This is a genomic window from Vibrio sinaloensis, assembly GCF_000808535.1.
GTDB lineage: Bacteria > Pseudomonadota > Gammaproteobacteria > Enterobacterales > Vibrionaceae > Vibrio > Vibrio sinaloensis_D.
The window spans coordinates 82,544-96,784 of record NZ_JWLV01000012.1 but is presented as its reverse complement, the minus strand read 5'-3'; the positions used below and the strand labels follow the sequence as shown (position 1 = coordinate 96,784).

The following is a 14,241-nucleotide window of genomic DNA, read 5'->3' as shown; positions in this document are numbered from 1 at the left end:
CAATTGCCTTCGTCAAAAGCACTCAATGACGGTAACCGTTATTAAGTTGTCGTTAGCGGTGAACTTAACGTTCAAATCGAACAAATTTACCGCATATTCTTTACTGTCGGGTTTGTTCTTTTTGTACGCAGGGCGAGGGTCTTGCGCCAGAACTTGTTTGATCACCTCACTTTCCATTGCTCCCTGCGTGCGCTTGATGAGCGTGGCTTGCGCAGATTCACTAAAGATAACATCCATGGTTTGAGGGGCTTGCTCTGCGTAGCCTCCCGTCGCATTTGGGATCGAATCCGAGTAGGGAATGTAAGGCTTAATATCAAGAATAGGCGTACCATCGACCAAGTCGACATTACCAAGGTTCAAATACATTTGGTCACCGTGCTTATCGATTCCTTTTACTTCGACAGCAGACATTCCAATCCCGTTGGGTCTAAAGGTTGAGCGAGAAGCAAATACACCAATACGTTCGTTTCCACCAAGCCGAGGAGGTCTCACCGTTGGCTTCCATCCTGCGGCTAAATTTTGGTCAAATAAGAATAATAGCCAGACGTGGGAAAATTGCTCCAACCCTCTTACCGCTTCAGGTGTGTTTGCCTCACCAATTAATCTTAAGCGAGACGTCGCACCGCTTACTAAACGAGGTTGGCGAGGAACCGCAAATTTCTCTTTATATGGGCTTTCGATGTAGCCAATGGGCGTTACAGAGTACATGTGTCTCTCTCTAAATGGTGAACGAGCAAAAAATATCACAAAAATGGCTAGCAAAACGGGTTGATAATAATTATCATTTATAATGTTATAACATAACAATTAAAGTGAGAGTATTTATGCAACCTAACATCCACCCTGAATATAGAACGGTCGTCTTTCATGACACGAGTATCGATGAATACTTCTTGATAGGCTCGACGCTAAAAACCGATCGCACCATCGAGTGGGAAGATGGCAAAACCTACCCATACTTTACGATTGAAGTGTCCTCTAAATCTCACCCGTTTTACACCGGCAAGCAGCGAGTCATTCATCAGGAAGGGCGCGTGGCGAACTTCAAACGTCGCTTTGGTCAATTTACAAAAGAGAAGGAGTAATCAATGAAAGTGGTAAAGTCTTTAAAAAGTGCAAAAAGCCGTCATCCTGATTGTCAAATCGTTAAACGAAGAGGGCGTCTCTATGTGATCTGTAAAACGAACCCTCGATTTAAAGCAGTACAAAAATAGCGTACGAAAAATAAACAGAATGCATGCATTTATATGAATTATAATGCTGTTTTGTGTTTTCAATCTGGTGTTAATTGCTAATATTTTGTTCAAAATACGTTAAATATTGTGCATTGTAACACAATTTGTAACATTTTAGATTTTATATCGTACACCTTGTCTAGTAACCTGCGCGGGCTTTGTTGACATCTTTGTCACAAAAAAGCGCAGGAATAACTACAAGGAGGGAACAGATGAGTTCATCTGCTTCGATTAAACAAAACTCGCCAAAAAAGCCGCTGTTCACGCGCTTTTTAGATACAGTTGAATATTTGGGGAACCTATTACCCCACCCAATCACTCTATTTGCACTTTTCTGTGTTGCTATCTTAGTGACATCTGGAATCGCAGGTTACTTTGAAGTCTCTGTTATGGACCCTCGCCCTGAAGGTGCGAAAGGTCGCGCAGCTGATGGCATGATTCATGTCGTGAGCTTGTTAAATGCAGAAGGCTTACAGCTGATCGTTACTAACTTAGTGAAGAACTTTGTTGGTTTTGCCCCGCTAGGCACGGTACTTGTGGCTATGCTAGGTGTTGCGATTGCTGAACATTCCGGTCTCTTATCTGCTGCGATGCGTGGCATGGTAATGGGAGCGTCTCAGCGTATGGTGACGGTTACCGTCGTGTTTGCTGGTATCATTTCAAATACAGCGTCTGAGCTAGGTTACGTGGTTCTTATTCCACTAGCGGCGATGTTGTTCCACTCTTTAGGTCGTCACCCACTTGCTGGTCTTGCTGCGGCATTTGCTGGTGTATCAGGTGGCTACTCAGCAAACCTTCTTATCGGTACGGTTGATCCGCTGCTTTCTGGTATCACAGAAACCGCCGCGCAAATGATTGATCCATCTTACACAGTTGGCCCAGAAGTTAACTGGTACTTCATGTTTGTGTCTACCTTCTTCATTGCTATTACAGGTGCGTTCGTAACGGAGAAAATCGTTGAGCCAAAACTTGGCAAATACAATGATGAAGAAGCGTCTGAAGACTTATCTAACGACTCAATGGGTAAGCTTACCGATATTGAGAAGAAAGGTCTGAAACTGGCAGGTCTAGCGGTTGTTGCGGTATCCGCGCTTCTTGCTTGGACAATCGTGCCTGAAGATGGCGTTCTACGTTCAGCAACAGGAACAGTGGCGGGTTCACCATTCCTGAAAAGTATCGTCGCGTTTATCTTCGTCTTCTTCGCAATCCCAGGCTTTGTTTACGGTAAAGTAACAGGCTCAATGAAGACTGACCGTGACGTGATTGATGCAATGGCGAAGTCGATGTCGTCAATGGGTATGTACATCGTACTTGTGTTCTTTGCTGCTCAGTTTGTTGCCTTCTTCAAGTGGACTAACTTTGGTCAGGTATTCGCTGTTGCGGGTGCAAGCTTCCTACAGGAAATCGGTCTAACTGGCCCAATGCTGTTCTTCGCATTCATCCTAATGTGTGGCTTCATTAACCTAATGATCGGTTCAGCTTCTGCTCAATGGGCGGTAACTGCGCCAATCTTTGTTCCAATGCTAATGTTGGTTGGTTACGCGCCAGAAACGATTCAGGCGGCTTACCGTATCGGTGATTCAACGACTAACATCATCACGCCAATGATGAGCTACTTTGGTCTAATCCTTGCGGTAGCAACACGTTACATGAAGAATCTGGGTATCGGTACGCTGATCGCAACCATGCTGCCTTACTCTATCTGCTTTATCGTAGGTTGGAGTCTACTGTTCTACCTATGGGTATTCGTTTTCGGTCTACCTGTTGGCCCGGGTGCTGCAACGTACTACACACCTTAAGCCAGACAATTGATTACACGTTGAGCCGGAGTTTTTACTCCGGCTTTTTTGTAGGCAAATTGGTTTGACAAGATAGGGTTGTGAACTTTACTTATAGAATACATATTTAGGAGGGCAGGCTTGCAGTATTTGGAGCGATTAAATACAGAGACTGTGTAACGAATGCCTGTTCGTATAAGTATGAAGCGATTGACTCATATCCTAATTTCCCTGGTCTACTTCAGCAGTTTTTATCTCGGTGCGAGCTCGACGCTACAGTTAGTGACTTTGGAGTACCCACCGTATATTGAACATCATAACGATAAGATTTCTGGTGTGGCGGTTGAGTTGGTCAAGGAGGTCTTTGCTGAACTAAAACAACCCATCAGTATCCAAGTTCTGCCGTGGGCGAGGGCACTAAATAACATTCAACATGGTCGCTCAGATGCGATCTTTACCGCATTCAAAAACCAAGAACGGGAACAGTTTGCGGACTATAGCCAGCAAGTTTTGTTTACCCAGAATATTAGCTTGATTACCTTGATTGATAGTGAGTTAAGCAGTATCGACTTTTTCCAACGTGACTTGAGCTCGCTCTCTATTTGTGTAGTCAACAGAGTGAGTTATGGCAAACGAATGGACGACTTGCTCGATACCGGCGTGTTTAAAGTGATTTTTAAACGCAATAAAACCGAGGACTGTGCTCATCTTGTCAGAGCAAAGCGTGCTGATGTGTGGGTCAATAATGAGTTTGGGGCGCGCAGTATTATGGTGCGAAATGGGCTCGACCAATCGCTGAAGATTCTGGTGCCTTCATTAGAAGCGACGCCAAGTTACATTGCTTTTTCAAAGCTTCGCCAGCACCACGATCTAAAGAATGAGTTTGATGCCGAGCTCGCTGCTATGAAGCGTGACGGTCGATATCAAGCGCTGATTGAACGGTACTTTGATAGCTTGAGAGTTGAGCCGAGTGGAGAATAAAAAGGGCTGACGCATTCACGTCAGCCCTTTTCATTTTGCTTGGCTAGATAAAGTGGTGATTACCAGCCTTTAACCACGCCACCTTGGAAGATTTCTGATGCTGCTGCGTAAACTTCTTCTGTCTGGTAAGACTTCACGAAGTTCTGAACGTTTTCAGCATTTAGGTTCTCTTCACGAGAAACAATTAGGTTTACGTATGGAGACTCTTTGTCTTCAACAAACACGCCATCTTTTTGTGGAGTTAGGTTGATAGAGCTTGCGTAAGTTGTGTTGATGATAGATAGCGCTACATCATCTAAAGAACGAGGAAGTTGCGCAGCATCTAGCTCAACGATTGAGATGTTTTTCGGGTTTGCCGTGATGTCACGAACCGTTGCTAGAAGACCAGCACCTTCACGAAGCTCGATCAGACCTTGCTGCTCAAGAAGTAGTAGTGAACGACCTAGGTTAGTTGGATCGTTTGGAACAGCGATGCGTGCGCCTTCTTGGATCTCATCCACAGATTTTACTTGCTTAGAGTAACCAGCGATTGGGTAAACGAACGTGTTACCTGCGATAGTCAGTTTGTAACCACGATCTGCCACTTGCTGATCTAGGTATGGCTTGTGTTGGAATGCGTTGATATCGATTGAACCGTCATCCAATGCCGCGTTAGGTGTCACGTAGTCAGTGAAGGTAACAAGCTCAACGTCTAGGCCGTATTGCTCTTTTGCTACTTTTGCAGCAACTTCAGCAACTTGTGCTTCAGCACCTGCCATAACACCTACTTTGATTTTGCTGTTGTCAGCGGCTTTTTCGCCACAGCCAGATAACACTAATGCTGATGCAGCAGCGGCAATTGCCAAAAGACCTTTAAGATTGAATTTCATGACTATCTCCTTGTAATAAATCGAATAATTTTTATCTGTGATCGACGCGGCGCACAATGGCATCGCCGATAGATTGAATAATTTGCACTAAAATAATCAGCATCACGACCGTTACTGCCATTATGACCACATCATAGCGATGGAAGCCGTAACGGATGGCGACGTCACCTAGACCACCGCCACCTACCGTTCCTGCCATTGCTGAGTAGCTGACTAGCGTAACCAATGTAATGGTGACTGAGTTGACGATGGTCGGTAGCGCTTCAGGAAGCAATACCTTAGAAATGATTTGTACCGGTGTTGCGCCCATCGATTGTGCCGCTTCTACCAGACCTGTTGGTACTTCAAGCAAGGCACCTTCGATCAAACGAGCGACAAATGGAATTGCGCCGATGGTGAGCGGTACGATAGCGGCTGTAGTACCGATAAAGGTGCCGACTAAAATTTTTGTCACAGGGATTATGGCAACCATCAATACCAAGAATGGCACAGAGCGACCGATGTTCACGATGGCACCAAGTATGCTATTAAGCTTGGTGTTTTCGAGTAGACCGCCTTTTTTCGTGGTATGGAGAATAACACCAAGTGGAATGCCCACGGCAAATCCAACAATTCCGGCAACCGCGACCATGTAAAGGGTTTCCCAAGTGGCGCCAATCAGCAAGTTGCCATTGAGGTTTAGCCATTCTGATACTGTATTAAAGGACATAACCCAATACCTCTACTTTTACGTTATGTTCACGGAGGAATTCGATAGCAGCATTGTCATCCTGCTCATTACCAAACAGTTCAGCGACCATCATGCCGAACTTCACACCACCTGCGTAATCAAGATCAGAGCTCAAAATGCTGACGTCGATATTGAACTTGCGTGCAATTTGCGTCATCAGTGGTGCGTCTACTGTTGCCCCCGTAAACTCTAAGCGAACCAGTGGGTAGCTGCCTTCAACTCGAGTTTCTTGCAAGCGAACTTGGTAATCCTCAGGGATGGAGAGATCCAGCGTTGAGCGAATGAACTCATGGGCCAGTTCCGTTTTCGGGTGGGCAAAGATTTCGCCGACCGTGCCTTTTTCAACGAGCTCGCCACCACCAATAATGGCCACCTCGTGACAGATGCTTTTCACTACGTCCATTTCGTGAGTGATCAGTAGCATTGTGATATTCAGCTTACGGTTGATCTCTTTAAGTAGCTCAAGAATAGATTGAGTAGTCGCTGGATCGAGGGCGCTGGTGGCTTCGTCACACAGCAGCACTTTTGGATCCGATGCCAGTGCACGAGCAATCGCAACACGCTGCTTCTGGCCGCCACTTAGGTTAGATGGGTAGCTTTCATGCTTGTCCGCTAGGCCAACCAGTTTCAATAGCTCTGTAACCTTGGTGCTGATTTTTTCTTTCTCGGCGCCAGCCAGCTCAAGTGGAAGTGCAACATTATCGAATACAGTGCGAGAAGAAAGCAGATTAAAGTGCTGAAAAATCATGCCGATGTTGCGGCGTGCTTTGCTCAGTTCAGACTTGGATAATTTAGTGAGGTCCACGCCGTCAACAATGATAGAGCCACTTGTTGGGGCTTCCAGCATGTTTACACAGCGAATAAGCGTACTTTTCCCTGCTCCAGATGAGCCGATTACACCGAAAATCGTTCCTTGAGGAATGTGTAGATTGATGTCTTTAAGGGCATTGATTTCCTTTTTGCCCTGATAAAACACCTTATTAACTTGATTAATTTCAATCATCGAGAAACTCGCTAATCCGATTACCTTGGGAGCAGTAGATAATTTTGAACTACATCTCATTTAGTAGACGATGCTATGGTCTCGCGTGTTTTCTGTCAATAGATATTTTTACGTCTAGACGTCTAAATGGTTATTTTGCTCAATCGTTTGGTAATTAGATAGTGATGAAAGAAATAAAGCGTGCAATAATTCTTACTATAACTGGGTGATTCACCCCAAAGAAAGCAACGGATAGAGAAGCATATTTTGGCTAAACCAGCAGTCTTTTTAGATCGTGATGGCGTGATTAACGTCGACCATGGTTACGTACATGATGAGCATGATTTTGAATTTATCGAAGGCGTGTTTGAAGCGACGAAGAAACTGAAAGAGATGGGCTACTTGCTTGTCTTGGTGACTAACCAGTCTGGTATTGCTCGTGGCAAGTTTAGTGAAGATCGCTTCCTGGACTTAACACAGTGGATGGACTGGAACTTTGTCGATAATGGCGTTGAGTTTGATGGTTTTTACTACTGTCCTCACCATGCTGAACATGGACAAGGTAAATACAAAGAAGAGTGTAATTGCCGTAAACCCAAGCCTGGTATGTTTATCTCAGCACGAGACTTTTTGAAAATTGACATGGCAAACTCTGTCATGGTTGGTGACAAAGCGGAAGATATGATGGCAGCGGATGCTGCTGGCGTAGGAACCAAAATTCTTGTTCGTACAGGTAAGCCAGTTACTGACAAAGGTGAAGCGCTTGCCTCTGTTGTGCTAGACAGTATTAAAGACGTGCCAGTTTATCTCACTAAATAGCATGAAAGGGTCGCTTTGGCGGCCCTTGTTTGTTTGGAGGTCATGATGAAAAAAGGACGATTTATCGTGATGATGGGCGTAGCCTTAGCAGGTTGCTCCCAATCAGCGTCACAATCAGACAACACCTTTCAAGGGGACTGGATTCAGTACCAATGTGACGCGGGGAAGGCATTTGAGGTTGGTTATCTACCAGGGCAGGAAAAAGCTTGGCTGAGAGTGGAGCAGCAAGAGTTCCCTTTGATACAAGTCCCGTCAGGCTCTGGAACCAAATACATACTGGATGATGGTACTGCCGCAACCGCTAACCCTATTGTGTTGCATACCAAAGGTACGAATGCACGATTGGAATTTGCACGCTCCATATACAAAAATTGTCAGTTTGACGAGTAATACAGACTTCGCGATTCGTTAACCATGAGACTAGGAAGCTAACTATCCCCCTATGAGTAAAAAACTAACCATTCTTGATATTGCTAAGTTATCGGGCGTCGGTAAGTCGACCGTATCTCGAGTATTGACCAATGATCCGAAAGTAAAGCCTGCGACGCGGGCGAAAGTCGAACAAGTGATTCAAGAATCCGGTTACGTACCTTCCAAGTCTGCGCAAACCATGCGTGGTGGAAGTCAAAAAGTTGTTGGGGTGATCATTTCACGCTTGGACTCTCCATCAGAGAATAAAGCGGTAGGGAGCATGCTCAATACGCTTTATGCCGCGGGGTATGACGTGGTGATCATGGAAAGCCAGTTTGATCGCGACAAGACTAATGCCCACCTCGATGTGCTGAAAAAGCGTAATGTCGACGGAGTTATCGTGTTTGGCTTCAGTGATTTTGATGTGACCAAACTGGGCAGTTGGCAAAACCGTACCGTGGTGATTGCCATGGATACGGATCAAGTCTCTTCAATCAACTACGATAACGAGCAAGTGATCATCAAAGCGCTCGAGTATCTGCAGCAAAAATCGCTCAGCCGTATTGCCTTTATCGGAGTGGACCCGAGTGACAAAACAACGGGTAAGCTACGTTTGGATGCTTACTTAACTTGGTGTCGCGCTCATGCACTAGAGACTTGCTACCAAACCGGTCAGTTGAATCATGAAAGTGCCTACCTACTTGTTGATAAAGTCCTCAAACCCGAGACACAAGCCATCGTCTGTGCCAGTGATACTCTGGCGCTAGGTGTCATCAAGCGCCTCCAAGAACTCGACCGTGAAGACGTTGTGGTGACAGGTGTCGGCGGTAATGAATTGCTTTCTTTCCTCTTTCCTAAAGTATTTAGCATCGACCCCGGTTATTCATTAGCGGGTGAAAAAGCAGCTAACCTACTGATATCCCAAATAAATGGCGATGTGGGGACGGTTCATCTCACTCAACAGCCTCTGACTCTCTAAGCCATTATTTTCAAAGTGATTTAAAATTATACTGTGATCTCATTCAATTAATGGGACTGTTCCCATTTTTATCTTTTATTAGATCTGACAATATAATGAGCATAAATGGGAACATTCCCAAAATAACGAAAAATAAGTCAGTTAATAGTCTGATGTTGATTCAGACATGAATGAGAATCCAATTAGGGTGGACATGGATATGAGTAAGATTGCGAAACACGAAGTGGAGCGTCTGATTGAGTTGGTCGGTGGCAGCGATAACATCGCAAGTGTGAGCCACTGCTTAACGCGCCTTCGCTTTGTACTAAACGATACCGAGAAAGCAAAAGAAAAAGAGCTAGAAGCTCTGCCAATGGTGAAAGGTTGTTTTACCAACGCAGGTCAGTTCCAAGTCGTTATTGGCACTGAAGTTGATGAAGTCTATAAAGTGCTGATTGAGCTGACAGGGCAAACTGCAGCATCGAAGGATGAAGCTAAGCTTGCTGCTCGTCAAAACATGAACATTTTAGAGCGCGGGATCTCCCATTTAGCTGAAATTTTTGTCCCGCTGCTGCCAGCCATTATCACCGGTGGTTTGATTCTAGGTTTCCGTAACGTTATTGGCGACATTAAGATGTTTGATGGTCAATCTCTAACGGAAATCAGCCAATTCTGGGCAACAGTCCATAGCTTCTTGTGGTTGATTGGCGAAGCGATATTCTTCTTCCTACCGGTTGGTGTGTGTTGGTCAACGGTGAAAAAACTGGGTGGCACACCAATTCTAGGTATCACGCTAGGTGTTACCTTGGTCTCCCCACAGCTTATGAACGCTTACTTGATTGGTAAGCAGGTGCCTGAGGCTTGGGATTTTGGTCTGTTTGTCATAGAGAAAGTTGGTTACCAAGCGCAGGTCATTCCAGCAATGCTGGCAGGTGTTGCCTTAGCCTTTATTGAAACGAATCTAAAGCGCATCGTTCCATCGTATTTGTACCTAGTCGTTGTGCCGTTTGTTTCTATCATCCTTTCTGTTGTGCTTGCTCACTCATTGATTGGCCCATTCGGTCGAGTGCTTGGCGACGGTGTTGCGTTTGCGGCGAAAGCGGCGATGACAGGTGACTTCGCGGTGATTGGTTCAATGGTATTTGGCTTCTTGTACGCACCTCTTGTGATTACAGGTATACACCACACGACTAACGCGGTTGACCTACAGCTAATGCAAGACCTAGGTGGCACGCCAATCTGGCCTCTGATTGCACTTTCTAACATTGCTCAAGCATCGGCTGTTGTGGGTATTATCATCATCAGCAAGAAGCATGGCGAACGCGATATCTCGGTTCCTGCGGCAATCTCTGCCTACCTTGGTGTAACAGAGCCTGCGATGTACGGTATCAACCTTAAGTACAAATTCCCTATGTTGAGCGCAATGATCGGTAGTGCGATTGCCGCTGCGATTTGTGGTAGCGCAGGTGTGATGGCAAACGGCATCGGTGTTGGTGGTCTGCCAGGTATCTTGTCAATCCAGCCACAATTCTGGGGCATCTACGGAATTGCGATGCTTGTTGCGATTGCAGTTCCTGCGGCACTGACACTCTTCTTCTACAAGCGCGCACAAATGAAAGGCGAGTTAGAGCCTGTAAGCGCATAAGCATTTCTTTATGGAGCGGCCGTCGCTGCTCCATCTTCAGCAATTTCTATTTTTGGTAAGTGAGCTCAATGATGTCTGTAATCACAAATGATGCAAACTGGTGGAAAACCGCCTCGATATATCAAATTTACCCAAAGAGTTTTTGTGATAGTGGCAGTAAAGGGACAGGTGATATCCAAGGCATTATCTCTAAGTTGGACTATTTGCAGCGATTGGGAATTGACGCAATTTGGTTAACTCCAGTTTACCAGTCGCCAATGATCGATAATGGCTACGACATTTCTGATTATTACGCGATTAACCCAGACTTTGGCAGCATGGACGATTTTGACCAACTGCTTGCAGAGGCGCATCAGCGTGGGATTCGCATTATTATGGATATCGTGGTCAACCATACGTCGACGCAACATCATTGGTTTCAATCGGCTTTGGGGGATAAAAATAGCCCATACCGAGATTACTACATCTGGAAAGATCCTGTAGATGGCGGGATCCCGAATAACTGGCAATCCAAATTTGGTGGCAGTGCGTGGGAGCTTGATGAGAAAACGGGTCAATACTTCCTTCACTTATTTGCCAAAGAGCAAGCAGACTTAAACTGGGAAAATCCTCAAGTCCGTGCAGAAGTGAAAGAGGTGATCAGCTTTTGGGCGGAGAAGGGCGTTGATGGTTTCCGCTTAGACGTGATTAATCTCATCTCTAAACAGCAAGATTTTCCCGATGATGATCAGGGAGATGGCCGCCGATTTTACACTGATGGACCTCGTGTGCATGAATATCTGCAAGAGATCAGTGAAGCGGTATTCCAACAATATGGCAGTGTCACTGTGGGTGAAATGTCTTCGACGACGCTGGAGCATTGCCAGCAGTACTCTTCACTGGATAACAAAGAACTCTCAATGGTGTTTAATTTCCACCATTTAAAAGTGGATTATCCAAATGGTGAAAAGTGGACCAAAGCGCCATTTGATTTCATCCAACTCAAGCAGATTTTCAACCACTGGCAAACCGGTTTAAATGGCAAAGGATGGGGAGCTCTGTTCTGGTGTAACCATGATCAGCCACGTGTGGTGAGTCGATTGGGAGATGATAAACACTTCCGTGTCGAGTCGGCGAAAATGCTCGGAGCTTCGGTACACATGATGCAAGGTACGCCGTATATCTATCAGGGTGAAGAAATCGGCATGACCAATCCGGGCTACACATCGATAGAGCAATATCGTGATGTGGAAAGTACCAATATGTACGACATCATGGTCAATGAACAAGGTGTTCCTCATGACGAGATGATGGCGATCCTTGCGCAGAAGTCTCGTGACAATTCACGTACCCCGATGCAATGGAATCATGAGGAGTTCGCAGGTTTCTCCAAAGGCCAGCCTTGGTTACAAGTCGCGAACAATTATACGGAAATCAACGCAGAACAAGCCGTTGCAGACACTAACTCTGTGTTCTATTTCTACCAGCAACTGATCAAGTTACGTAAAGAAGTGGAAGTGATTACGACTGGGGATTATACCGATCTCTATCCTTCACATACGGCTATCTTCGGCTATCAGCGCCAGTCGCAGCATCAGACCTTGATCTGCTTGAATAACTACTATGATGATGAGTCGGAGTGCAAGTTGCCTAGCGATTTAGATTTCTCGACAGCAACGTATTTACTTGGCAACTACCCGTTGCAAGGCGAGGTTTCTCAGCGTCAGGTACTTAAACCCTATGAAACGCGCATTATTCTTTTCCAAAGCTAACACCCCCTATAGTGTTTGCTTCGTTAGAACTGAAAAGTTCTAGTATTTGCCCCGCAATGTCGGGGCTTTTTTATGTCTGGAGGAAAAGCACGTTGAGAAACAATAGATACAAAAAAACCAGCTCAATGAGCTGGTTTCTTGAATATGGTGGAGGGGGACGGATTCGAACCATCGAAGGCAGTGCCAGCAGATTTACAGTCTGATCCCTTTGGCCACTCGGGAACCCCTCCAGGGTATTTTTATCCTTAATTGATGCTTTCCCAACACGTCAATCAAGCTGCTCTCTATCTTAGAGAAAATATGGTGGAGGGGGACGGATTCGAACCATCGAAGGCAGTGCCAGCAGATTTACAGTCTGATCCCTTTGGCCACTCGGGAACCCCTCCAGGGTATTTTTATCCTTAATTGATGTTTTCCCAACACGTCAATCAAGCTGCTCTCTATCATAGAGAAAATATGGTGGAGGGGGACGGATTCGAACCATCGAAGGCAGTGCCAGCAGATTTACAGTCTGATCCCTTTGGCCACTCGGGAACCCCTCCAGGGTGTTTTCTATTCTTTTTACAGAATAGCTTGACTAATGTTTTCCCAACACGTTAATCAAGTGTTTCTCACAACTTATTAAAAGGTTATTCACCTAAAAAGTCACAAGAATAAATATGGTGGAGGGGGACGGATTCGAACCATCGAAGGCAGTGCCAGCAGATTTACAGTCTGATCCCTTTGGCCACTCGGGAACCCCTCCAGGGTATTTTTATACTTAAGTTTTGTTTTCCCAACACAACTCTCAAGTGCGGAGCGAATCATAGCAAACTCGCTCAAGCTGTAAAGCGTTTTCTTATAATTTTGAATCGAATGGTGCCTTTTTGGGCAAAGGTGGTAGGAAATGACCATTAAGCTCAAACAATCAACGGCTTTGCTTACATAATATTTATTCCTCTTTACATTACTTGACGTTCCAGTTGCGTATAAAGGGATACAATAAACAGAGTTAATTTATGCAGAATACCAACATGAAAAACAAAATTGTTCTGAGTCTATTATCCTTGTCGATTATCGCCGCCTCTCCTTCTGTGATGGCCAACAGACAAGGGCCATCGAGTGTCACCGTAGTGACTGAGCAAGTGAAAACGCATCAAGTCTCTCAATCCCTTTCCCTTGTCGGCAAATTAGCCGCGGATCAGTCGGTGATTATCGCGCCGGAAACTTCCGGAAAGGTTGACGTGATTGCCGTTAAAGCGAATCAAAATGTCCAAAAAGGTCAGCTATTGATTCAACTTGATGATGATAAAGCGCGAGCGGCTGTCGCAGAGGCGCAAGCGTATCTAAAAGATGAGCAACGTAAACTGAAAGAATTTGAACGTCTGGTGAAGCGTAACGCCATTACCCAAACCGAAATTGATGCGCAAAAAGCGAGTGTAGACATCGCCAAAGCAAGATTGGATGCCGCCAACGCCAGTTTGAAAGACCTTCACATCAGCGCACCTTTCGCCGGAACGGTGGGTTTTATTGATTTTAGCCGCGGAAAGCTTGTTAGCGCTGGCTCTGAGCTGCTGTCGCTTGATGATCTGTCTGTGATGCAGCTCGACCTGCAAGTGCCAGAGCGCTATTTGTCTCAGTTAAGTAAAGGGATGCAAGTAAAAGCCACCACAGCAGCATGGCCAGGTGAGGTTTTTGAAGGTGAAGTGGTGGGGATTGACTCTCGAATCAATCAAGAAACGCTTAACTTGCGCGTTCGTATTCACTTCGAAAACGTCGCGCAAAAGCTAAAGCCGGGGATGTTAGTGTCTGCGGATATGGATTTCCCAGCGATTGAAGCGCCTATTATTCCTGTTCAGGCGCTTGAGTACTCTGGAACCAAGCGTTACGTCTACGTTGTTGGTGAAGACAACAAAGCGGTTCGAACCCAAGTCGTTTTGGGCGCTCGCGTTGATAACCTAGTTGTGATTGAAGACGGATTATCTATCGGTGACAAGATTGTTGTTCAAGGCATTGTAAACATGCGAAACGGTGTGACGGTCGCTGAACTGGGCAGTGATGGACGTCCTAAAGGCGAGCCAAATAATCGAGAGGACAAATAGT

General features: G+C 45.5%; 14 protein-coding genes and 4 tRNA genes. 10 read left to right on the top strand and 8 right to left on the bottom strand.

The genetic code is table 11. The features are described 5' to 3' along the window. Positions 1 to 12 precede the first annotated feature (12 nt). Positions 13 to 708 (bottom strand): tRNA (N6-threonylcarbamoyladenosine(37)-N6)-methyltransferase TrmO, encoded by a 696-nt coding sequence (gene tsaA, locus RJ47_RS09210; RefSeq protein WP_039483400.1) that lies wholly within the window; start codon positions 706 to 708, stop codon positions 13 to 15. 116 nt (positions 709 to 824) lie between these two features. On the opposite strand from tsaA, the gene RJ47_RS09205 reads away from it, so the two are divergent. The 4 genes from RJ47_RS09205 (at position 825) to RJ47_RS09190 (ending at position 3,994) form a co-directional block, all read left to right on the top strand. Then, positions 825 to 1,085 (top strand): type B 50S ribosomal protein L31, encoded by a 261-nt coding sequence (locus RJ47_RS09205; RefSeq protein ID WP_005475290.1) that lies wholly within the window; start codon positions 825 to 827, stop codon positions 1,083 to 1,085. Between the two features lie 3 nt (positions 1,086 to 1,088). Then, complete coding sequence (gene ykgO, locus RJ47_RS09200) at positions 1,089 to 1,214, top strand: type B 50S ribosomal protein L36 (protein WP_005380299.1); 126 nt, start codon at positions 1,089 to 1,091, stop codon at positions 1,212 to 1,214. Between the two features lie 233 nt (positions 1,215 to 1,447). Beyond that, on the top strand, positions 1,448 to 3,034 hold the full coding sequence (locus tag RJ47_RS09195) for an AbgT family transporter (protein ID WP_005475286.1): 1,587 nt from the start codon (positions 1,448 to 1,450) through the stop codon (positions 3,032 to 3,034). Positions 3,035 to 3,196: 162 nt separating this feature from the next. Then, positions 3,197 to 3,994: a substrate-binding periplasmic protein gene (locus RJ47_RS09190; protein WP_231565944.1), complete on the top strand. Its 798-nt coding sequence runs from the start codon at positions 3,197 to 3,199 to the stop codon at positions 3,992 to 3,994. A gap of 59 nt (positions 3,995 to 4,053) precedes the next feature. Here RJ47_RS09190 and RJ47_RS09185 read toward each other — a convergent pair whose 3' ends face one another. The 3 genes from RJ47_RS09185 to metN are packed head-to-tail and all read right to left on the bottom strand — an operon-like array spanning position 4,054 to position 6,596. Further along, positions 4,054 to 4,863, bottom strand: a complete 810-nt coding sequence (locus RJ47_RS09185) for a MetQ/NlpA family lipoprotein (protein ID WP_005475289.1) — start codon at positions 4,861 to 4,863, stop codon at positions 4,054 to 4,056. A 31-nt stretch (positions 4,864 to 4,894) separates the two neighbouring features. Beyond that, positions 4,895 to 5,572, bottom strand: a complete 678-nt coding sequence (locus RJ47_RS09180) for a methionine ABC transporter permease (protein ID WP_005475331.1) — start codon at positions 5,570 to 5,572, stop codon at positions 4,895 to 4,897. Further along, positions 5,562 to 6,596: a methionine ABC transporter ATP-binding protein MetN gene (gene metN / locus RJ47_RS09175; protein WP_039483397.1), complete on the bottom strand. Its 1,035-nt coding sequence runs from the start codon at positions 6,594 to 6,596 to the stop codon at positions 5,562 to 5,564. Before metN ends, RJ47_RS09180 begins: the two co-directional genes overlap by 11 nt. A gap of 246 nt (positions 6,597 to 6,842) precedes the next feature. On the opposite strand from metN, the gene gmhB reads away from it, so the two are divergent. The 5 genes from gmhB to treC all read left to right on the top strand — a co-directional run bounded on the left by gmhB (position 6,843) and on the right by treC (position 12,159). Next, positions 6,843 to 7,394: a D-glycero-beta-D-manno-heptose 1,7-bisphosphate 7-phosphatase gene (gmhB, locus tag RJ47_RS09170; RefSeq protein ID WP_038215552.1), complete on the top strand. Its 552-nt coding sequence runs from the start codon at positions 6,843 to 6,845 to the stop codon at positions 7,392 to 7,394. Positions 7,395 to 7,436: 42 nt separating this feature from the next. Then, on the top strand, positions 7,437 to 7,784 hold the full coding sequence (locus tag RJ47_RS09165; RefSeq protein ID WP_039483394.1) for an MliC family protein: 348 nt from the start codon (positions 7,437 to 7,439) through the stop codon (positions 7,782 to 7,784). Positions 7,785 to 7,836: 52 nt separating this feature from the next. Continuing rightward, a complete protein-coding gene (gene treR / locus RJ47_RS09160; protein WP_039483392.1) occupies positions 7,837 to 8,784 on the top strand; it encodes a trehalose operon repressor TreR in 948 nt (315 codons plus the stop codon). Positions 8,785 to 8,983: 199 nt separating this feature from the next. After that, positions 8,984 to 10,408, top strand: coding sequence for a PTS trehalose transporter subunit IIBC (gene treB / locus RJ47_RS09155; protein ID WP_038139748.1), 1,425 nt, complete (start codon positions 8,984 to 8,986; stop codon positions 10,406 to 10,408). A 71-nt stretch (positions 10,409 to 10,479) separates the two neighbouring features. Beyond that, positions 10,480 to 12,159, top strand: coding sequence for an alpha,alpha-phosphotrehalase (treC, locus tag RJ47_RS09150; RefSeq protein WP_039483390.1), 1,680 nt, complete (start codon positions 10,480 to 10,482; stop codon positions 12,157 to 12,159). A gap of 145 nt (positions 12,160 to 12,304) precedes the next feature. On the opposite strand, the gene RJ47_RS09145 is transcribed toward treC, so the two are convergent. From RJ47_RS09145 to RJ47_RS09130, 4 genes are all read right to left on the bottom strand, one after another. After that, positions 12,305 to 12,389, bottom strand: a tRNA-Tyr gene (locus tag RJ47_RS09145). Between the two features lie 71 nt (positions 12,390 to 12,460). Beyond that, positions 12,461 to 12,545 (bottom strand) — tRNA-Tyr (locus RJ47_RS09140). Between the two features lie 71 nt (positions 12,546 to 12,616). Continuing rightward, positions 12,617 to 12,701: transfer RNA gene (locus RJ47_RS09135), tRNA-Tyr, on the bottom strand. 118 nt (positions 12,702 to 12,819) lie between these two features. After that, positions 12,820 to 12,904 (bottom strand) — tRNA-Tyr (locus RJ47_RS09130). Between the two features lie 268 nt (positions 12,905 to 13,172). Between RJ47_RS09130 and RJ47_RS09125 the strand changes: the two genes are divergently transcribed. After that, positions 13,173 to 14,240, top strand: coding sequence for an efflux RND transporter periplasmic adaptor subunit (locus RJ47_RS09125; protein WP_039483605.1), 1,068 nt, complete (start codon positions 13,173 to 13,175; stop codon positions 14,238 to 14,240). Position 14,241: the final 1 nt, after the last annotated feature.